This window comes from Paraburkholderia sp. RL17-383-BIF-A (assembly GCF_046028015.1).
Lineage (GTDB): Bacteria > Pseudomonadota > Gammaproteobacteria > Burkholderiales > Burkholderiaceae > Paraburkholderia.
Genome location: NZ_JARESR010000016.1, coordinates 117,006 through 136,494, shown reverse-complemented (window position 1 = coordinate 136,494; position 19,489 = coordinate 117,006). Strand labels below are relative to the sequence as shown.

Sequence of the window (19,489 nt, the reverse complement as noted above, 5' to 3'; positions counted from 1 at the left end):
TGCGTGTGGTCCGCCGCGATGGTCCAATTCAGACGCGCGCCCGCCCGACGAGCGCAACGGCCGATCACTGCCACACCGCCCGGAACGCGGTGACGAGGAGGTAAGCATGACGATGTCGAGAGGCAAGCGCTGGGTCGTCGCCGTAGGCGGCGTGCTGCTGGTGCTAATCGTCGTCGTGGTCGGCGCCTTGCAGTTCGCGCAACGCGAGGTCAAGGAGCGCGTGATCGCGGCGCTCGGGCCACTGGGCAGCGCCGAAACCATCGACGTCGGCCTGACGTCCGTCCGTCTCACCAACGTTCTTCTCAAAGCGCCTCCCGGCTGGCCGGCCGGCGATCCGCTCAGAGCGGACGAAATCACCCTCACGCCCGACATTCGCGATCTGATCGCGCGGCGCATGCATGTCCGCAGCGTGGTGGTGCGCGGCTTCGATATCGCCGTGCTGCGTACCAAGGACGGCGCGATTCGCCTGATGCCAAATCTGCGGCAAACGGTGAACCAGGCCGAAACCGACGCCAGCGACGCGACGGTGTCCATTCCTCGCGAAAAGCAGGTCGATCACATTCGTTTCGAACAGGGCAACTTCCACTTCTACGACATGACGGTCGGTCCACCGGCGTTTAAGGTGACGGTCAGCAATGCCAACGCAACCGTCGACAATCTGCGCCTGCCCGCCCTCACCGAGCCGACCAGCGTCAATGTCACGGGTTCGATTAAAGGTCCCACACACACGGGCAGCGTGTCGTTCGGCGGCTGGATCAAGATCGCCAGCAAGGATTCGCAGACCACCAGCAAACTGCGAGGCGTCGACGTCGTGATGCTCGATCCGTACCTGATCAAGAAGGCCGGCGCCAAGGCGCAAGTGGCTAGCGGCACGGTCGACCTGACCGTCGAATCGACGGTGCGCAACTATCAGCTGCACGCACCCGGAACGTTGACGGTCCACAATCTGCAACTCGCCGACAGCGGCAATCCGCTCGACACCTTCATGTCGATTCCGACCAAAGCCGCCGTCGCCGCGCTCAAGGCGCACAACGGCGATATCACGCTACATTTCGTTCTGGATGGGAATTTGCGCGACCCGAAATTCTCGGTGCAGGAAGGCCTGATGCAGCGCATCGCCACCGGCTTTGCGAAGGCGCTAGGCGTGAGCGTCGAGGATGTGGCGAAAGGCGCGGGACAAACCGTGAAAGGTCTGGGTAACGCGTTGAAGAGTCTGCTTGGCCAGTAAGTCAGTCAGCCGGGGCGCAACGCGGACACAGGCAGGGGTGAAGCGGCGCTTCTGGAAAACTTACGCGCCGCCTTGCCGCTAGAACAGCGCCCGCCTCAAACCGGCAGCCCCAGCTCGCGTAGTTTCGCTTCGGTTTGCCCGGCGCTGGTGTGATGCACGCCGTGCCAACCGAGCGCCGTTGCGGCTTCGGCGTTCTTCTGATTGTCGTCGATAAAGACGAGTTCGGCCGGTTCGATGCCCGGCAATTGCGCCTCGATCCGCTCACGCATGGCCGCGAAGATGGCCGGATCGGGCTTCACCAACTGCACCCGCCCCGACACCACGATGTCGCGAAACCGACGCAACACCGGGTAATGCTCCCACGCATACGGAAAGGTCTCCGCCGACCAGTTGGTCAACCCGAAGAGCGGAACTCCGGCCGCTTCGAGCTTTTCCATGATCGCCACGCCCTCGTCCAGCACGCCGGCCACCATCTCGTGCCAGCGTTCGTAGAACGCGCGAATCAGCGTCTCGTGATCGGGAAATTTCGCGACGAGTTCCTCGGTGGCCTCGACGATCGGCTGGCCGCCGTCCTGACGGATTACCCAGTCCATCGAACAGACGTGCGTCAGAAACCAGCGGCGTTCGGTTTCGTCAGGGATCAGTTCCCGATACAGGTACTCGGGGCTCCAGTCGATCAGCACGCCGCCGAAATCGAACACCACTGCCTTGATGGCCATGCACGCTCCGTGAGCAGGTTTCCTGGGCGATCAGATGGGCTGCGTGCGCAACTCCAGCCACGCTTTGGCCTCGCCCGACACATGCGGCGACAGGCGCGTGCGGACCGTCTCGTGATACGCGTTCAGCCACGCGCGTTCGTCCTCGCGCAGCAGCGACAGGTCGAGACAACGTGTGTCGATCGGGCACAGCGTCAAGGTCTCGAACTTGAGGAAGTCACCGAACTCGGTCTGGCCGGCAGGCACGTTCAGCACGAGGTTCTCGATCCGCACGCCCCACTTGCCCGGACGATAGATGCCGGGCTCGACCGAGGTGATCATGCCTTCTTCCATCGCGGTCCACGGTTCGGCCGGCGCATAGTGCGAAATGACCTGCGGGCCTTCGTGCACGTTCAGGAAGTAGCCCACGCCGTGACCGGTGCCGTGGCCGTAATCGGCGCCCGCTTCCCAGATCGGCGCGCGGGCGATCGCGTCGAGCATCGGCGAACGGATGCCGCGCGGGAACTGCGCGCGCGAAAGCGCCATGGTGCCCTTGAGCACGATCGTGAAATCGCGCCGCTGCGCTTCGCTAATGGTGCCGATCGGCACCACGCGCGTGATGTCGGTCGTGCCGCTCAGATACTGCGCGCCGGAATCGATCAGCAGCAGGCCGTTGCCCTCGATCACCGAATGCGATTCCTCGGTGGCGCGGTAGTGCGGCATCGCGCCGTTCGCGTTGAAGCCGGCGATCGTCGCGAAGCTCAGCGACACGAAGCCAGGACGGCGCGCCCGGGCCGCCGTCAACTGTTCGTCGATGGTGAGCTCGGTGATCGTTTCGCGGCCCAGCGCGCCTTCGAACCAGGCGAAAAATTCCGCCAGCGCCGCGCCGTCCTGTTCCATCGTCTCGCGCACATGCTCGGCTTCCGCCTCGGTCTTGCGCGACTTGAAGAAGGTTGACGGATTGACGGCCTCGACCACCGTGACCGTGGACGGCACCGATTGCAGCGAGCCGAACGTGATGCGGCGCGGGTCGATCAGCAGCGTGCTGCCGGCGGGCAGCGCGGCCAGCGCGTCCGCAGCCTTGGCATAGGGCTCGACGCTGATGTTGTCTTTCGCCAGCGCATCGGCCAGCGCCTGCGGCACCTTGCCGTCCGCGACAAAGAGCAATGCGTGGTCCGCGCCGATCAGCGCGTGCGCCACGAATACCGGGTTGTAGCTGACGTCGGCGCCACGCAGATTCAGCAGCCACGCGAGGTCGTCGAGCGTGGAGATGAAATGCCATTGCGCGCCTTTGTCCGCCATTGTGCGGCGAATCTGCGCGAGTTTTTCCGAACGGGCGACGCTCGCGTGCGGCGCGGCGTGCTCGAACACGGCGGCGGCCGGGAGCGACGGACGCTGCGGCCAGATCGTGTCGAACAGATCGACGTCGGTGCGCAGTTTCACACCGCGCGCGCTCAGCGCCTGGTTCAAGGCACGCGCCGCCGCCACGCCGAGCACGGCGCCGTCCACGCCCACGGTGCCGCCGGCCGGCACGTTCTGCGCGAGCCATTCGAAATGCGGCGCGGTCTGCTGGCCGCCGGTCATCTTCATCAACTGAACGCCGGTACCGGCCAGTTGGGTATTGGCCTGCTCCCAATAGCGGCTGTCCGTCCAGACGCCGGCGAAGTCGGCGGTGACGATCAGCGTGCCGGCCGAACCGGTGAAGCCGGACAGCCACTGCCTGCCTTGCCAGCGCCCAGGCAGATATTCGGATAAATGCGGATCGGCGGACGGCACCAGGTAGGCAGCAACGCCTTCGCGCGCCATTGCGTTGCGCAAAGTCGCGAGCCGTTCGGGAATGGAGGAAGTTTCGGGAAGTCGGGCATTCATCGGAGTCACCTGCAAATATTCATCGACGGGAAAGCAAGCCGACCGTCACGGCAACGGCGATCAACGCAATGGCGGTGCATACCGGCCATTCGAGCGTATCACCCTCGTGAAAGAGACCAATCACATTGCCGGCCATGTGCGCGACGGCCGCACCCAGCACGCCCGCCAGCAGCGCCAGCCACCACCGGGCTCGGCTCGCGCGCCGCAGCGGATTCAACCACCAGCCCGCGAGGCCAATCACCGCCCCCAATACCACGAGCCCAGGCCACCCCATTAGCAGCAGGCCTCGCGCAGTTTCGGATTCGTCTCATGGGCGCAAGGGGCCAATACAGCTAGCATTTTTGTCTCATTAACTATAGAAGTTCAGCACGGCGCTTTCCGCATAGCGGTTGAGTTTAGGGGTCGGGGTGATGTTAGGCAAGCTGTAAGCCTTACGGAAAAGCCTGGTCCCCGGTCATTGCCACGCTGAAAGCGCGTCATGCGAATCGCCCTTATCGAGCCGGACCTGCGGCACGCTGAACTGGTTGGCCGGCTGGTTTTCGCCGGCGGCCATCTGTGTCAGCACTTCACCGCGAGCGTCCCGTTTCTGACTCGCGCCAACGAAGAATTCTTCGACCTTCTCATCACCGAAAGCTGGGCCGGCGACCATTCCGCCGAAGACGTCATCCCGCGCGCCCGCGTCATCCTGCCGGGCTTGCCGGTGATCGTGCTGATGTCGGCCCCGCGCGAAAGCCAGATTGTTGCCGCGCTGCACGCCGGCGCCGACGACTGCCTGACCAAACCGGTCCGCGGCCCGGAGATGCTGGCGCGGGTGGACGCGCTGCTGCGGCGCGCGGGCTTGCGGCGGCCGCCCAACCGAAGGCGCGACATCATCGGCGAATATGCGTTCGACGCGGCGCAATTCGCCGTCACATTCCGTAACCGGACGGTCACGCTCACGCCAAAGGAATTCCGCCTTGCGCTGCTGCTCTTCAGCAATCTGTCCCGGCCGGTGTCGCGGGCGCATATTCTTGAAAACGTCTGGGCACGCCGCCGCGACGTAAGGTCACGCACCGTCGACACCCACGCGTCGCGGGTGCGCAGCAAACTGCAACTTCACCCCGAACACGGTTATTGCCTGACGCCGCTGTACGGCTTCGGCTACCAACTCGACGCAATCCCGCCGGAAGCCGTCATGGAGGCCGAATGACACCCTCACAATGTAAGAATCGTGGAAACGCTATAATATTCAGCTAAACCATAGCTCCCCCAAATGCAGCTTCTAACGATCGGAATCAATCACCACACTGCGCCTGTCGCCTTGCGCGAACGCGTGGCGTTTCCGCTCGAACAGATCAAACCTGCGTTGGACACCTTCAAGAGCATCTGGCTCGGCCCGTCGGCCAGTACCGCGCCGGAAGCGGCAATTCTGTCCACCTGCAATCGCACCGAGCTCTACTGCGCGACCAACGACCAGGCCGCGCGCGAAGCCGCGATCCAGTGGCTGTCCAAATACCACAACCTGCCCATCGACCAACTCGCGCCGCACGTCTACGCGCTGCCGCAGTCGGAAGCCGTGCGCCACGCGTTCCGCGTCGCGTCCGGGCTGGATTCAATGGTGTTGGGTGAAACGCAAATCGTCGGACAAATGAAGGATGCGGTGCGCACCGCGTCTGAAGCCGGCGCGCTCGGCACCTATCTGAACCAGTTGTTCCAGCGCACCTTCGCCGTGGCCAAGGAAGTGCGCAGCACCACCGAAATCGGCGCGCAGTCGGTTTCCATGGCCGCCGCCGCCGTGCGCCTCGCCCAGCGAATTTTCGACAAGGTCTCGAACCAGCGCGTGCTGTTCATCGGCGCGGGCGAAATGATCGAGCTGTGCGCCACGCACTTCGCCGCGCAGCAGCCGCGCGAACTCGTGGTCGCGAACCGGACGGCCGAGCGCGGCACGCGTCTCGCCGAACGCTTCAACGGCCGCGCCATTCCGCTAGCGGAACTGCCCTCGCGCATGCATGAGTTCGACATCATCGTGTCGTGCACCGCGTCCACCTTGCCGATCATCGGTTTGGGCGCGGTCGAGCGGGCGGTTAAAGCGCGCCGCCATCGGCCAATTTTCATGGTCGATCTGGCCGTTCCGCGCGATATCGAACCCGAAGTCGGCCAGTTGGAAGACGTGTTTCTGTACACCGTCGACGACCTCGGCGCGATCGTGCGCGAAGGCAATGCATCACGGCAAGCCGCGGTCGCACAGGCCGAAGCGATCATCGAAACGCGCGTGCAGAATTTCATGCAATGGCTGGACGCACGCAGCATCGTGCCGGTGATCCGTCATATGCACACGCAGGCCGACGTGCTGCGTCGCGCTGAAGTGGAACGCGCGCAGAAAATGCTCGCTCGCGGCGACGATCCGGCTGCCGTACTCGAAGCGCTGTCGCAAGCGCTCACCAATAAATTGATCCACGGGCCCACGCACGCGCTCAATCGCGCGAGCAGCGAAAACCGTGACACGCTCATCGAACTCATGAGCGGTTTCTACAAACACTCCGGTTCCACGGAGCGTTAGCGGCGCAGCCAGCACCGCGCTGTCCGGGCCATCCGCAAGTGGCCCGCGACGTGCTTCCGACCCAAGGGCATCCGCCCATTCCCCTAGTCGTCGTCCTTACCGGAGCCCGCTCCGATACCCGTCCGATGAAAACGAGCATGCAACGCAAGCTCGACCAGCTCACTACCCGGCTGGCCGAACTGAACGATCTGTTGAGCCGAGAGGACATCACCTCGAATCTCGACCAATACCGCAAGCTCACGCGGGAACACGCCGAGCTTGGGCCGGTGGTCGAGCACTACGCGCTGTGGCGCCAGGCCATGAACGACGCGGCCACCGCGCAGGAACTGCTGGCGGATGCGTCCATGCGCGACTTCGCGGAAGAAGAGATTCGCGCGGCCCGCGAGCGCATGGACAAGCTCGGCGCCGAGTTGCAGAAAATGCTGCTGCCGAAAGACCCGAACGACGATCGCAACATCTTCCTCGAAATCCGCGCCGGCACGGGCGGCGATGAATCCGCGCTGTTCGCGGGCGACCTGCTGCGCATGTACCTGCGCTTTGCCGAGCGCAACCGCTGGCAAGTGGAGATGATGTCGGCGAGCGAATCCGATCTGGGCGGCTACAAGGAAGTGATCGTGCGGATCGCCGGCGAGGCCGCCTATTCGAAGCTGAAGTTCGAGTCCGGCGGCCATCGCGTGCAACGCGTGCCGGCGACCGAAACCCAGGGCCGCATTCACACCTCCGCATGCACGGTCGCGGTAATGCCTGAAGCGGACGAAATCGGCGAGGTCGAGATCAATCCGGCCGACCTGCGCATCGACACGTTTCGCGCGTCCGGCGCGGGCGGGCAGCACATCAACAAGACCGATTCCGCAGTGCGCGTCACGCACTTGCCGACCGGCATCGTCGTGGAGTGTCAGGACGATCGTTCGCAGCACAAGAACAAGGACCGCGCGCTGAAGGTGCTGGCCGCGCGGATCAAGGACAAGCAGTCGCACGAACAGCAGGCGAAGGAAGCCGCCACGCGCAAGAGCCTGATCGGCTCGGGCGACCGCTCGGAGCGTATCCGCACGTACAACTTCCCGCAAGGACGTCTGACGGATCACCGCATCAATCTGACGCTCTACCGCCTCGACGCAATCATGGACGGCGATCTCGACGAGCTGATCGCGGCGCTCGTCAGCGAGCATCAGGCCGAATTGCTGGCTTCGCTGGGCGACGCGGACTGACGCGCGCATGACTTCGGCCACACCTGCTACGCCCGCCGCACCGGCCACGCCCGCCACGCTGTTGCGCGCCTCGCCGCTGCCGTCGCTCGAAGCGCGGATTCTGCTCACGCACGTGCTCGGCTGGCGGCCCACACAGCTGATTACGCGCAGCGACGAAGTGCTGGGCGCCGAGCTTGTCGAACGTTATCTGGCGTTGCAAGCGCGGCGCGCAGCCGGCGAGCCGGTGGCGCAACTGGTCGGCGCACGGGAATTTTTCGGGCTGGATTTCGAAGTGACGCCGCACGTGCTGATTCCGCGCCCCGAAACCGAATTGCTGGTCGAGACCGCGCTGGCGTCGCTCGAAAACAGCCCGCGGCCTCGCGTGCTCGATCTTGGCACCGGCACCGGCGCGATTGCCGTCGCGATCGCCTCGATGCGGCCGGACGCGCAGGTCTGGGCGCTCGACCGTTCCGCCGAGGCGCTGGCGGTGGCCACGCGCAACGCCGCGCGCCTACTCGACGCGAAGCGTCCCGGCGGCGCTGTCGTGTTGACGCAAAGCGACTGGTACGACTCGCTCGACGCCACCTTGCGCTTTGACGTGATCGTCAGCAATCCGCCGTATATCGCAAGCGGCGATCCGCATCTGGATGAAGGCGATCTGCGCTTCGAACCGCGCGGCGCGCTCACCGACGAAGCCGACGGGCTCAGCGCAATCCGCGCGATCGTCGCCGGCGCGCCCGCACGGCTCGCGGCCAACGGCGTATTGTGGATGGAGCACGGCTACGATCAGGCCGAAGCCGTTCGCGCGTTGCTAACGGCGCAGGGCTTTGCGCAAGTCCGCTCGGAACGCGATCTTGCCGGCATCGAGCGGATCAGCGGCGGGCGTTTGGCCGGTTGACCCGCATCGCCTAATATCCACAAGCGCGGAACGGGCATCGCGGCGCTCGGCCGGCTGTATCGAAATCCGCTATCATTTCAGCCTATTCCCTACACATACCGGAACCGCAAGGTCAGTCATGGATACGCAACAACGCATCAAGCAAATCGTCGACGACAACGCTGTCGTTCTCTTCATGAAGGGCACCGCTCAGTTCCCGATGTGCGGCTTTTCGGGCCGCGCCATCCAGATCCTGAAGGCGTGCGGCGTCGGTGAAATCAAGACCGTCAACGTCCTCGAAGACGACGAAGTCCGCCAGGGCATCAAGCAGTTCTCGAACTGGCCGACCATTCCGCAGCTCTATGTGAAGGGCGAATTCATCGGCGGTTCGGACATCATGATGGAAATGTACGAATCGGGCGAACTGCAGCAACTGTTCGCCGCGGCCTGAGCGGTCCCGGTCAACCCGCTTTTATCCCTAAGGCGCCGCGAGCCATGGAAACACGCGCTGCGGCGCCACGCCGGCTGATCGTCGCGATCACTGGCGCGACCGGTGCCATCTACGGCATCCGTCTGCTCGAGACGCTGCGCCGGCTGGGCGGCGTCGAAAGCCACCTGCTGATTTCGAGCGCGGGCTGGCTCAACATCCAGCACGAACTCCAGTTGAGCAAAGAAGAGGTGCATCCGCTCGCGGATGTCGTCCATTCGGTGCGCGACGTCGGCGCGAGCATCGCGTCGGGTTCCTTTGCCACCGACGGCATGGTCGTCGCCCCTTGCTCGATGAAGACACTCGCCAGCGTTGCCCACGGTTTCTCGGACAACCTGATCACGCGCGCCGCCGATGTCACGCTCAAAGAGCGCCGCCGCCTCGTGCTGCTCGTGCGCGAGACGCCGTTCAATCTGGCGCACCTGCGCAATATGACGGCCGTCACTGAAATGGGCGGCGTGATCTTCCCGCCCTTGCCGGCCTTCTACAACCAACCCGCTTCCATCGACGAAATGGTCGATCACACCGTGGCGCGCGTGCTGGATCTGTTCGCGCTCGGGCCGGCCTTGTCGCCCGCGTGGGCTGGGCTGCGCGGCGCTCAGGAATAACGCGCCAGCGAAATAAGTCTGCGCACACGCGCTGATTAACAACGCCTGCGACACAATCAATTCCGTTTTTACCCGTTTATCAAACGGCAGTTCACCCCTATATTGGTAGCAACCCAATCTCTGCGCCGCACATTAGCGGCGGCGCTGCTGCCATGAACCGCTTGCCTTCGCTTTTCCTGTCGCACGGCGCGCCCACGCTGCCGATCGACCCGTCGTTGCCGTCCGCCGAATTCGGCGTACTCGGCGCACAACTGCCGCGTCCGGAATCGGTGCTGATGCTGTCGGCCCATTGGGGCACGGCGCAGCCAGTGGTGAGCACGTCGACGGCGCCGGAAACCATTCACGATTTCTATGGCTTTCCGCGTCAGTTGTACGAGATCCAGTATCCGGCGCCGGGCGCGCCCGATGTCGCGCGCCGTGCCGCGGTGCTGCTCAACGACAACGGCATCCTCGCGGACGCCCAGCCGCACGGACTCGACCACGGCGCATGGGTGCCGATGCTGCTCATGTTCCCGCACGCCGACGTGCCCGTCGCCCAATTGTCGATCCAGCCGCACATGGACCCGGCGCACCACTTCCGCGTCGGCCGTGCGCTGCGTTCGCTGAGAGACGACGGCGTGATGGTGATCGGCTCCGGCCAGATCACGCACAATCTGCGCGCCGCCGATTTCTCCGCGCGCCCCGAAGACGCCGATCCGCGCGTCGCCGAATTCACCGGCTGGTTCGAGGAAAAGCTCGCCGCGCACGATATCGACGCGCTGCTCGACTACCGCCGCCAGGCGCCGCATGCGGTGCTGATGCACCCGACCGACGAACATCTGCTGCCGGTCTTCGCCGCATTGGGCGCAGCGGACGACGATTATTCGCTGGCCATCCAGTCGCTCGGAACGTATCAGCGTTCGCTGGCCATGACGAATTACGTGTTCGGCACCGTCTGATCCATTGGCCGCCTTGCGTTAAGCACGACCTGAACGCCGCAAACAAAAACCCCCGCCTGAATTGCTCGAGGCGGGGGTTCTTTACAGCGCATCCGACTTCGATCCAGCGAGCGGACTCAGCGCGGCACCTTAGTGCGCACCCATGCCTTCGAGTACTTCGTCGTGCTCCTCGCGCTCGTCCAGATATTCCGAGCGATAGCCGCTATTCACGCCCCAGTAGTAAAACACCAGCGAAAACGCGATGACTACGAGCATGTCCCAGCCGTAAGGGATCAGGTCATGACCGCCAAACTGCTTGCTGCCGATCAGCGACAGAATCGCCATCACCGGCAGATAGGCGACTAGCCACCATGCCGCCTTCAGATCACGCCCCCAGCCGGCAAAGCCCGACTTCGCCTGAAAGTAGAAGTACACCGGCAGAGCGACGACCATCAGCAAAATGATCTCGCCGGTCAGCGGCCACTTCGCCCAGTACAGGATCAGCGACGCGCAGACGAACGCGAACGGCGCGATGATCTTCATGCCCGGAATATGCAGAGGACGCTCGAGGTCCGTGGCCGCGCGGCGCAGGGACATCAGGCTGATCGGGCCGGTCAGGTACGAGATCACCGTGGCGACCGAAATCACCGCCGCCAGCGAACTCCAACCGCGGAAGAAGAACAGGAAAATGAACGACACCAGCAGGTTGAACCACATTGCCTGACGCGGCACGCCGTAGAACGGGTGCACGTTGCCGAACATCTTCGGCATCGTGTTGTTGCGCTCCATGGCGTAGATCATGCGGCTGGTGGTCGCCATGTAGGTCGTGCCGGTGCCGCTCGGGCTGACGAATGCATCGACGTAGAGCAGGATTGCCAGCCAGTTCAGATTCAGCGCGATCGCGAGCTCGGCGAACGGCGACGCGAAGTTGAAGTGACTCCAGCCCTTCACCACGTCGGTCGGGTTCACCGCGCCGATATACGCGATCTGCAGCAGCACATAGATCACCAGTGCGAGCAGGATCGAGCCGATCACCGCGAACGGCACGCTCCTCGCCGGATTGCGCGCTTCACCGGCAAGGTTGATCGGGCTCTGGAAACCGTTGAACGCGAACACGATGCCGCTCGTCGCCACGGCGGTCAGCACCGCCGACCAGCCGTACGGCGCGAAGGTGCTCACTTCGCCGAAGTTTTCCTTGTGGAAGCCCGTCAGCATCAGACCGAGAATCGTCGCGCCGGGAATCAGGAACTTGAAGATCGTGATGGCCGAATTGGCGCGCGCGAACAGCTTGACGCCCCAGTAATTCAGCAGGAAGTAAATGATCACGAGCGCCGCGGACAGCAATAACCCGTTGGTGGTTAATGACCCATCCACGAATAGCGCATGCGCCCATGGATAGGGCCACGTACTCATATATTGAATGGATGCTTCAGCTTCGATGGGAATAACCGAAACGATAGCGATCCAGTTGGCCCATGCGCTGATGAAACCGACCAGTGCGCCATGCGAATAGCGCGCATAACGCACCATGCCGCCGGATTCAGGGAACATCGCGCCGAGTTCAGCGTAGGTCAATGCGATCGCGAGAATCACGACCGCGCCGATCACCCATGCACAAATGGCTGCGGGCCCGGCAATTTTTGCAGCCTTCCACGCGCCGAACAGCCAGCCCGATCCGATGATCGAACCCAAGCCGGTCAGCATCAGCGCGAACGGCCCGATGTTCCGTTGTATAGAACTTTTCACGTCTTCTCCTGTGACGGCCGGCGTTGGCGCTTCCGCACCTGCCCCGGCCCCATGCAAGTTTGCAGCAGATCCATGCCCGCACCGCTGACATCGCTTATGGCGCTGGAGACGGGTGACACGCATGCCTGCGCGACGGTTCATTCCAAACAGGTGCAACCGGCGCGCGGCGCGTAGTTTAACGGTTGCACCCAACGTGTGCACCGAAATTAGGGGTTCTCCCTAACAAAAAATTCGGATGAATGGCAAGCTTTGTAAGCAACTTTTGCGCCCGTTGTGCGAAAGTATGTAAAGTTATGTGGAGACTGTTGACCTTCTCTCAAAATCGCCGTATAACGTTCGGGCAGGATTTCAAGCGGCGAGTGAATTGGTCTTTCGTAGTTCGCCCATCAACGGTACTCCGGTTGGTCCCATTACCCCCTTCCTTGATTTTCATGCACCCTCTGGGCTTCGGCCTTATTTACCATCTTTAGGAACAAGTAATATGGAAACCGGTACCGTCAAGTGGTTCAATGACGCAAAGGGCTTTGGCTTCATCACGCCGGACGGCGGTGGCGAAGATCTGTTCGCGCATTTCTCGGAAATCCGCACGGAAGGCTTCAAGACGCTGCAAGAAAACCAAAAGGTTACGTTTGAAGTGAAGACGGGCCCGAAGGGCAAGCAAGCTGCTAACATCAAGCCGGTGTAAGCAACACGCTTCCTTCTGGACGCAAAAAAACCCCGCCTCGGCGGGGTTTTTTTATATCTGCTGCAACTACAAACCTCGATTATCTTCGCTGAATGCGATTGATAATTTCTGGTTATCCAAACAGACGCCGTGCGTGAATACCGAGTCCGGTCGCGACACTTGCGAGACGATCGCCGAATACCGCTTTGGCGTCCGGAAACGCTGCCGCCAATGCACCCGATAAAAATCCCAATCCGGTCGAGCCGCCAGTGAAATAAATCGCACTGAGCTCGCGCGTCGTGACGCCGGCTGCCTGCACCGTGTCGCGCGCCGCTTGCACGATGCGGCGCGTTTCCTCCTGCCCGGCCTTGATGAGCTGTGTTTCATCGAACGCGAGTCGCAGGTCGTCTTCCACTTCGTCGAGATCGATCACGGTCTCCCCGCCCGCCGCCACGCCGATCTTCGCCTCTTCCGCATGCGCCGCTAGCGCGTGGCCCAAACGGCGGTCCACGACGCGCATCAGGCGGTCGTGATGCTTGACCTCGGTGAACAGATGCCGCATCAGCGCGAGTTCGCTGACGCGCTTCGGCGCATAGACGGTGTTGATCAGGTGCCAGGTCGCGAGGTCGAAGTAGACCCGGTTCGGGATCTCGCGGCCTTCCGGGTCCAGCGTCAGATAACCCAGTTCGCGCAGGATCGTCGCCAGTTCCACGCGACGGTCGAAATCCGTGCCCGCGACGTGTACGCCGTGGTGGGCCAGCACGTCGTCCTTGCGCTCGACGCGCTTCATGCGCTCCGGCCCGACCCGCACCAGCGAAAAGTCCGAAGTACCGCCGCCGATGTCGGCCACCAGCACGAGCCCTTCTTCCGTCAGATGCGATTCGTAGTCGAACGCCGCGGCGATCGGCTCATACTGGAAGTGAATCTCCTGCAAACCAACCGAGCGTGCGGCGGCTTCGAGTTGCCGCTGCGCCATCTGATCGGCGCGCGGATCGTCGTCGACGAAAAATACCGGGCGGCCCAGCACGGCGCGGCTAATCGGGCCGCCGGCGCTTTTTTCGGCCGAGCGCTTGAGGTGATCGACGAAAATCGCGATCACGTCGGTGTACTTGATCGCGGAACCGTCGCCCAGATCGGTGGAGTTCTCAGCGAGCGGCGAGCCGAGAATGCTCTTCATCGAGCGCATCAGGCGACCGTCGAAGCCGTCGATGTACGCAGCGAGCGCCGCTCGCCCGAATTCGCGGGTGTTCTCGTCGGTATTGAAAAAGACCGAGGTGGGCAGCGTCGTGTAGGCGCCCTCGACCGGCGCGAGCCTGAGCGCGCCGCCGTCAGGAACGGCCACGGCCGAGTTGGAAGTACCGAAGTCAATCGCGCAATAGTTCATGGCAGGAATCGCCGCTCACGGCTGGCGCGGACAGAAGGGGAGCGGCTTTGTATCACGAAAGGCCAGCCAGCATCAACTGGCGTTTCCGGCACGGCCGCGATAACCGAGAGGCCCGGCTCGACGGAACGAATATTGCTCATTTGGACAGGATACGCCGCCAATTTTCGGAATTCAGGAGACTTCAAGCAATGAGCGCGCCGCCCACCGCCGCTGTTCACGAAAAAAGCGCCACGGTCGTCGATACCGACCTGCCCTCGCGGCTCGACCGCTTGCCATGGGGCCGCTTTCACTCGCTGATCGTGGTGGCGCTCGGTGTCACATGGCTGCTCGATGGGCTGGAAGTGACGCTGGCGGGCGCAGTGGCGAGTGCGTTGAAGTCTAGTCCATCGTTGCACTTTACCAACGCCGACGTCGGCCTGGCCGGCAGCGCCTACATCGCCGGGGCGGTGCTGGGCGCGTTGGGGTTCGGCTGGCTGACCGACCGGCTCGGCCGTCGCAAACTGTTTTTCATCACGCTCGCGCTGTATCTGGCGGCGACTGCGGCGACCGCGTTGTCGTGGAATCTGGCCAGCTTTCTGCTGTTTCGTTTCCTGACCGGCGCGGGCATTGGCGGCGAATACACGGCGATCAATTCGACGATCCAGGAATTCACACCGGCTCGGGTGCGAGGCTGGACCGATCTGGGCATTAACGGCACGTTCTGGATCGGCGCGGGGCTGGGCGCGGCCGGCTCGCTGGTGCTGCTCGATCCGCATCTGCTACCGGCCGACTGGGGCTGGCGCGCCTGCTTCTTCATCGGCGCGGTGCTCGCGCTGGGTATTTTGCCGATGCGCATCTGGGTGCCGGAGAGTCCGCGCTGGCTGCTCACGCATGGCGACGAGCGCGACGCACGCGCGATTGTCGAAGGGATCGAAACGCGTTTTCGCCACGAAGGCCACACGCTCTGCGACGACAGCCTCATGCGTCTGCGCTTGCGCGCTCGCGGGCATACGCCGCTGCGTGAGGTGTTCCACACGCTCTTCAACGTGCATCGACGGCGCGCACTGGTCGGCCTGTCGCTAATGACCGCACAGGCGTTCTTCTACAACGCGATCTTCTTCACTTACGCGCTGGTGCTCACCGATTTTTACCAGGTGCCGGGCGACCACATTGGTTGGTATCTGCTGCCTTTCGCGCTGGGCAATTTCCTCGGACCGCTGCTGCTCGGCCGGCTGTTCGACGTGATCGGCCGGCGCAAGATGATCTTTGCGACTTACACAATGTCCGCGATCCTGCTGACGCTGAGCGGCTACCTGTTCGAGCAGCAGTTGCTCACCGTCGTCACGCAGACCGTCGCGTGGATGGTGATTTTCTTCTTCGCGTCGGCGGCCGCGAGTTCGGCATATCTGACCGTCAGCGAATCGTTTCCGCTGGAAATTCGCGCGCTGGCCATCGCTGTTTTCTATGCGTTCGGCACGGCGCTAGGTGGCGTCGCCGGGCCTGCGTTCTTCGGCCGGCTCATCGACACGCATCAGCGCAGCGCGGTGTTTTCCGGCTATCTGGTCGGCTCGGGGCTGATGCTCGCGGCGGCGGTGATCGCGGCGATCTGGGGCGTGGATGCGGAACGCAAGTCGCTGGAGAGCGTGGCCACGCCGCTCTCCAGCGTCGCGGACGGCGCGGAATAAAAAACGCGCGGTCGTCGCCGCGCGTTTTTTGCTTCGAACGAAACCTTCAAACCGCTTAGAACGCTTTCTTCCAGCCACCGCCGTAGGCAATTTCCGCCAGCGGCAAACGCTGACGCACTGACTTCTCGCGCTCGCGCAACACCGGATCCAGCTTGTCCACGTCGCCGTAATGACCGAGCGAGATGATGGCGATCACGTCGACGTCGGTCGGCAACTTGAATGCCGTGCGGAATGCGTTCGGGTCGAAGCCGCTCATCTGGTGCGCGGCAAGTCCGAGTGCATGGGCCTGCAAGACCAGCGCCATCGCCGCGGCGCCCGCATCGTACGGCGCGCAGCGATTCACTTCGCCCTTGTTGGTGAGCGTGTGCGTAGTCACCGCGATCAGCACCGGCGCCGGCGCATTCCAGCCCTGGTTGAACGGCACCAGCGTGGCAAAGGCCTGCTTGAACGAGACTTCATCGACGCTGCGGTCGAACACGAGAAAACGCCACGGCTGCCCGTTGTACGAAGATGGCGCCCAGCGTGCCGCTTCGAGCACGGATTGCAGATGTTCGCGGCTCACCGGCTCGCTCGAATAGGCGCGCGGGCTCCAGCGGCCTGCAATCAGCTCGTGAATGGCAACTGCGGTAGGGGCGGGTTTGTTGGTCATGCGCTTCTCTCGGTCGAAATTCATGATCGACGGGCGACTGCCCGGGGTCACATAGCATAACCGGGCTTCGGCGCGCGTGCTCCATCAGGGCAGCAGTTTGTTTACGCGCAGTGAAGCACTAGCAAAACGGCCCCGCGCGGGGCCGTCGTTCCAAACAACTGTGCCGTGCTCCGTTCGAGTCGATCGGCTTCAGATCGCCTGCGGCTCCGGCACTTTGGCGGGCCGGTTGATTCGCAACACGATCACCGCCGCCACGAGACACAAACCGCCCGAAATCATCGACGCCACCGTGTAGGTGCCGAGGCTCGCGCGCAGCATGCCCGCGCCGAGCGCTGCGAACGCCGCGCCGAGCTGGTGGCCGGCGACGACCCAGCCGAACACCACCGGCGCCGACTCCTTGCCGTAGACGTCGGTAGCCAGACGCACGGTCGGCGGCACGGTAGCAATCCAGTCGAGGCCGTAGAACACGGCGAACAGCGGCAAACCGAAGAAGTCGATGCCGAACGCGTGCGGCAGATACATCAGCGACAAACCCCGCAAACCGTAGTACCAGAACAGCAGCACGCGGCTATTGAAGCGGTCCGACAACCAGCCAGAGAGTGTCGTGCCGAACAGATCGAAGATGCCCATCGCGGCGAGCAGCGAGGCGCCCTGCACTTCCGTCATGCCGTAATCGCCGCACATCGCGATCAGATGGGTGCCGACGTAGCCATTGGTGCTTGCGCCGCAGATAAAGAAGCTGAAAAACAGCAGCCAGAAGTCGCGGGTTTTGCTCGCCATCGCGAGTGTGCCGAAGGCGATCGCCAGCGGATTCTGCTTCGTGACGGTGCTGTTGATCGGCGTATCGTGCGGCTCGCCGTACGGGCGCAACTTCATGTCGGCCGGACGTTCGGGCAAGAGAAACGCCACCAGCGGAATCACGATCGCGGCAGCGATGGCGACGACCCACACCACTTGCCGCCAGCCTTGATGCTCCGCAATGGCCGCGAGCATAGGCAGGAACACCAGTTGCCCGGTCGCTGAACTGGCCGTGAGAATGCCCATGACGAGGCCACGCCGCGTCGTGAACCAGCGCGTCACTACCGTCGCCGACAACGACAGCGCCGCGACGCCCGTCGAGCCGCCGACCATCACGCCCCAGATCAGCACCATTTGCCATGGGTGCGTCATCAGCGACGAGAGCGCCACGCCCGCCGCCATCGTGCCGAGCGCGGCCAGCAGCGTGGGACGCACCCCGAAACGCTGCATCGCCGCGGCCGCGAATGGCCCCATGAGACCGTACAGCGCGATATTCACCGAAATTGCCAACGAGATCGTTGCGCGGCTCCAGCCAAATTGATGCTCGAGCGGCACCATCATCACGCTCGGCGTGGCACGCGTGCCCGCTGCCGCCAGCAGCACCAGAAACACCACTGCGACGGTCAACCAGCCGTAGTGGAAACGTCCGCCAATCAGTTTCGCTGCCCAATTCATCGGTTCTCCAATCGACGCCGACCTCGCAGGCCACGCCGCTCATATTCTTACGACTTCGGTAAAGGACTTGTGACAGATCAGTCACAATGAGTGTTGCGATATTAGTTACTGGTCGGTAACATGTCAAGGCGTCAAGTTCATTCAGGTGGCCATCCATGTCCGACAACGAAACTCACAAGCCTGCCGGTGCACGGCGTGCGCGCGGCGCACAGACGGCCGGGCCGCAGGCGCAGCAGCATCTGCTTCGTGCCGCGGACGAGTTGTTCTATCGCGAGGGCGTGCGAGCCGTCGGCGTCGACGCGGTTGTCGAACGCGCCGGCGTGAACAAGATGAGCTTGTACCGCCAGTTTTCGTCGAAGGACGAACTGATCATGGCTTATCTGGAGCGCAAGGACGAGCAGTTCTTCGGTTATGTGGAGAGGAGCTTCGCGAAGCATCCGGGCGAGCCGGCCAAACAGCTTCAGCAATATTTCGACGATCTCGCGGGGCGCGCGTCGATCGACGGCTATCGCGGCTGTCCCTTCGTGAACGTGTCGGTCGAGTTTCCGGACGCGGCACATCCGGCGCGACAGTTCGTGTTCCGCAACAAGGCGCGGTTGATGGCGCGCCTCACGGAACTAACCACGGCGGCGGGCGCCGACGATCCCGAAGCGCTGGCCAATGCGCTCGGTTTAATGATCGAAGGCGTGTACGCGGCGAGCCAGACCTACGGCCCTGGATGCGGGCCCATTCTGGCCGCGCCTAAAGTCGCTGCGCAGTTGATCGCCGCCGCATGCGGCACGACGGCGGCGGCGCCCTCGGGGGCTTGAGATTTTTAGCTCGCGGCGTTGCTTGGGCGAGGGTTTGCGTGAGCCTCGAAACGGTTGCGAGGCGCGCCGTTAGAATGGCGTTTATTTCCCCGCCGCCACCTGCCATGTCTTTGTCCGCCGAATCCGATAATGCTGTCGTTGCCGCCACTCGTCACTGGCTGACCGAGGCGGTGATCGGCCTCAACCTGTGTCCGTTTGCCAAGGCCGTGCATGTGAAGGGCCAGATTCGCTACGTAGTCAGCCATGCCGCGGACATGGAAGGCGTGCTGACCGATCTCGAAACCGAGCTTCAGACGTTGATGGCGGCCGATGCGGACGCGGTGGATACGACACTGTTGATCGTGCCCCACGCACTCGGCGACTTTCTCGACTACAACGACTGCCTGTTTTTCGCCGACCGCATGCTCAAGCAGCTTCGGCTCGAAGGCATCGTTCAGATCGCCAGCTTTCATCCTCAATATCAGTTCGAAGACAGCCAGCCTGACGATATCGAAAACTACACGAACCGGGCGCCCTACCCGATTTTGCACTTGCTGCGCGAGGACAGCATCGAGCGCGCGGTTCAGGCGTTTCCCGATGCGGAAGAGATTTACGAGCGAAATCAGGAAACGCTTCGGCGAATCGGCCTTGCCGGTTGGAATGCGTTGATGAAGCCGTAATTCATCCAGCGGCTCGGCGCGAAGAAAAGCCGCC

19 protein-coding genes are annotated in these 19,489 nt (G+C 63.2%); 12 read left to right on the top strand and 7 right to left on the bottom strand.

Annotated elements, in window-relative coordinates; translation table 11 throughout:
* Positions 1 to 106 precede the first annotated feature (106 nt).
* Positions 107 to 1,228 (top strand): DUF748 domain-containing protein, encoded by a 1,122-nt coding sequence (locus tag P0D71_RS19835; protein ID WP_408481656.1) that lies wholly within the window; start codon positions 107 to 109, stop codon positions 1,226 to 1,228.
* Positions 1,229 to 1,323: 95 nt separating this feature from the next.
* Here P0D71_RS19835 and P0D71_RS19830 read toward each other — a convergent pair whose 3' ends face one another.
* The 3 genes from P0D71_RS19830 to P0D71_RS19820 are packed head-to-tail and all read right to left on the bottom strand — an operon-like array spanning position 1,324 to position 4,066.
* Positions 1,324 to 1,947: an HAD family hydrolase gene (locus tag P0D71_RS19830; RefSeq protein ID WP_091798678.1), complete on the bottom strand. Its 624-nt coding sequence runs from the start codon at positions 1,945 to 1,947 to the stop codon at positions 1,324 to 1,326.
* A 30-nt stretch (positions 1,948 to 1,977) separates the two neighbouring features.
* Positions 1,978 to 3,792 carry an aminopeptidase P family protein gene (locus P0D71_RS19825; RefSeq protein ID WP_408481653.1) on the bottom strand — a complete coding sequence of 605 codons (1,815 nt, stop codon included), beginning with the start codon at positions 3,790 to 3,792 and terminating at the stop codon, positions 1,978 to 1,980.
* Positions 3,793 to 3,811: 19 nt separating this feature from the next.
* Positions 3,812 to 4,066: a hypothetical protein gene (locus tag P0D71_RS19820; protein ID WP_408481651.1), complete on the bottom strand. Its 255-nt coding sequence runs from the start codon at positions 4,064 to 4,066 to the stop codon at positions 3,812 to 3,814.
* A gap of 204 nt (positions 4,067 to 4,270) precedes the next feature.
* Between P0D71_RS19820 and P0D71_RS19815 the strand changes: the two genes are divergently transcribed.
* The 7 genes from P0D71_RS19815 (at position 4,271) to P0D71_RS19785 (ending at position 10,428) form a co-directional block, all read left to right on the top strand.
* Positions 4,271 to 4,981 (top strand): response regulator transcription factor, encoded by a 711-nt coding sequence (locus tag P0D71_RS19815; RefSeq protein WP_408353059.1) that lies wholly within the window; start codon positions 4,271 to 4,273, stop codon positions 4,979 to 4,981.
* Between the two features lie 63 nt (positions 4,982 to 5,044).
* Positions 5,045 to 6,331 (top strand): glutamyl-tRNA reductase, encoded by a 1,287-nt coding sequence (gene hemA / locus P0D71_RS19810; RefSeq protein ID WP_091798664.1) that lies wholly within the window; start codon positions 5,045 to 5,047, stop codon positions 6,329 to 6,331.
* A 125-nt stretch (positions 6,332 to 6,456) separates the two neighbouring features.
* A complete protein-coding gene (gene prfA / locus P0D71_RS19805) occupies positions 6,457 to 7,539 on the top strand; it encodes a peptide chain release factor 1 (RefSeq protein WP_091798661.1) in 1,083 nt (360 codons plus the stop codon).
* Positions 7,540 to 7,546: 7 nt separating this feature from the next.
* On the top strand, positions 7,547 to 8,416 hold the full coding sequence (prmC, locus tag P0D71_RS19800; RefSeq protein ID WP_408481648.1) for a peptide chain release factor N(5)-glutamine methyltransferase: 870 nt from the start codon (positions 7,547 to 7,549) through the stop codon (positions 8,414 to 8,416).
* 118 nt (positions 8,417 to 8,534) lie between these two features.
* Entirely contained in the window at positions 8,535 to 8,846 is a 312-nt protein-coding gene (gene grxD / locus P0D71_RS19795) for a Grx4 family monothiol glutaredoxin (protein ID WP_007180255.1), read from the top strand.
* Positions 8,847 to 8,890: 44 nt separating this feature from the next.
* The gene (locus P0D71_RS19790) at positions 8,891 to 9,490 is read left to right on the top strand and encodes a UbiX family flavin prenyltransferase (RefSeq protein ID WP_091798655.1); all 600 of its coding nucleotides are present in this window, start codon (positions 8,891 to 8,893) and stop codon (positions 9,488 to 9,490) included.
* Positions 9,491 to 9,642: 152 nt separating this feature from the next.
* Positions 9,643 to 10,428: a DODA-type extradiol aromatic ring-opening family dioxygenase gene (locus P0D71_RS19785; protein WP_408185669.1), complete on the top strand. Its 786-nt coding sequence runs from the start codon at positions 9,643 to 9,645 to the stop codon at positions 10,426 to 10,428.
* Positions 10,429 to 10,557: 129 nt separating this feature from the next.
* On the opposite strand, the gene P0D71_RS19780 is transcribed toward P0D71_RS19785, so the two are convergent.
* Complete coding sequence (locus P0D71_RS19780; RefSeq protein WP_408301934.1) at positions 10,558 to 12,153, bottom strand: APC family permease; 1,596 nt, start codon at positions 12,151 to 12,153, stop codon at positions 10,558 to 10,560.
* A gap of 481 nt (positions 12,154 to 12,634) precedes the next feature.
* Here P0D71_RS19780 and P0D71_RS19775 point away from each other — a divergent pair, with 481 nt between their 5' ends.
* A complete protein-coding gene (locus P0D71_RS19775; protein ID WP_007180251.1) occupies positions 12,635 to 12,838 on the top strand; it encodes a cold-shock protein in 204 nt (67 codons plus the stop codon).
* A gap of 112 nt (positions 12,839 to 12,950) precedes the next feature.
* Here the strand turns inward: P0D71_RS19775 and P0D71_RS19770 are convergent, their stop codons facing one another.
* A complete protein-coding gene (locus P0D71_RS19770) occupies positions 12,951 to 14,201 on the bottom strand; it encodes an Hsp70 family protein (RefSeq protein WP_408301932.1) in 1,251 nt (416 codons plus the stop codon).
* A 188-nt stretch (positions 14,202 to 14,389) separates the two neighbouring features.
* On the opposite strand from P0D71_RS19770, the gene P0D71_RS19765 reads away from it, so the two are divergent.
* On the top strand, positions 14,390 to 15,865 hold the full coding sequence (locus tag P0D71_RS19765; RefSeq protein WP_408301930.1) for an MFS transporter: 1,476 nt from the start codon (positions 14,390 to 14,392) through the stop codon (positions 15,863 to 15,865).
* Between the two features lie 55 nt (positions 15,866 to 15,920).
* On the opposite strand, the gene P0D71_RS19760 is transcribed toward P0D71_RS19765, so the two are convergent.
* Both P0D71_RS19760 and P0D71_RS19755 read right to left on the bottom strand, forming a co-directional pair.
* Positions 15,921 to 16,514, bottom strand: coding sequence for a nitroreductase family protein (locus P0D71_RS19760; protein ID WP_408185666.1), 594 nt, complete (start codon positions 16,512 to 16,514; stop codon positions 15,921 to 15,923).
* A gap of 189 nt (positions 16,515 to 16,703) precedes the next feature.
* On the bottom strand, positions 16,704 to 17,987 hold the full coding sequence (locus P0D71_RS19755; protein ID WP_408481646.1) for an MFS transporter: 1,284 nt from the start codon (positions 17,985 to 17,987) through the stop codon (positions 16,704 to 16,706).
* 155 nt (positions 17,988 to 18,142) lie between these two features.
* On the opposite strand from P0D71_RS19755, the gene P0D71_RS19750 reads away from it, so the two are divergent.
* Both P0D71_RS19750 and P0D71_RS19745 read left to right on the top strand, forming a co-directional pair.
* Positions 18,143 to 18,796 (top strand): TetR/AcrR family transcriptional regulator, encoded by a 654-nt coding sequence (locus P0D71_RS19750; protein ID WP_408481644.1) that lies wholly within the window; start codon positions 18,143 to 18,145, stop codon positions 18,794 to 18,796.
* A 104-nt stretch (positions 18,797 to 18,900) separates the two neighbouring features.
* Positions 18,901 to 19,455, top strand: coding sequence for a DUF1415 domain-containing protein (locus P0D71_RS19745; protein ID WP_408481642.1), 555 nt, complete (start codon positions 18,901 to 18,903; stop codon positions 19,453 to 19,455).
* Positions 19,456 to 19,489: the final 34 nt, after the last annotated feature.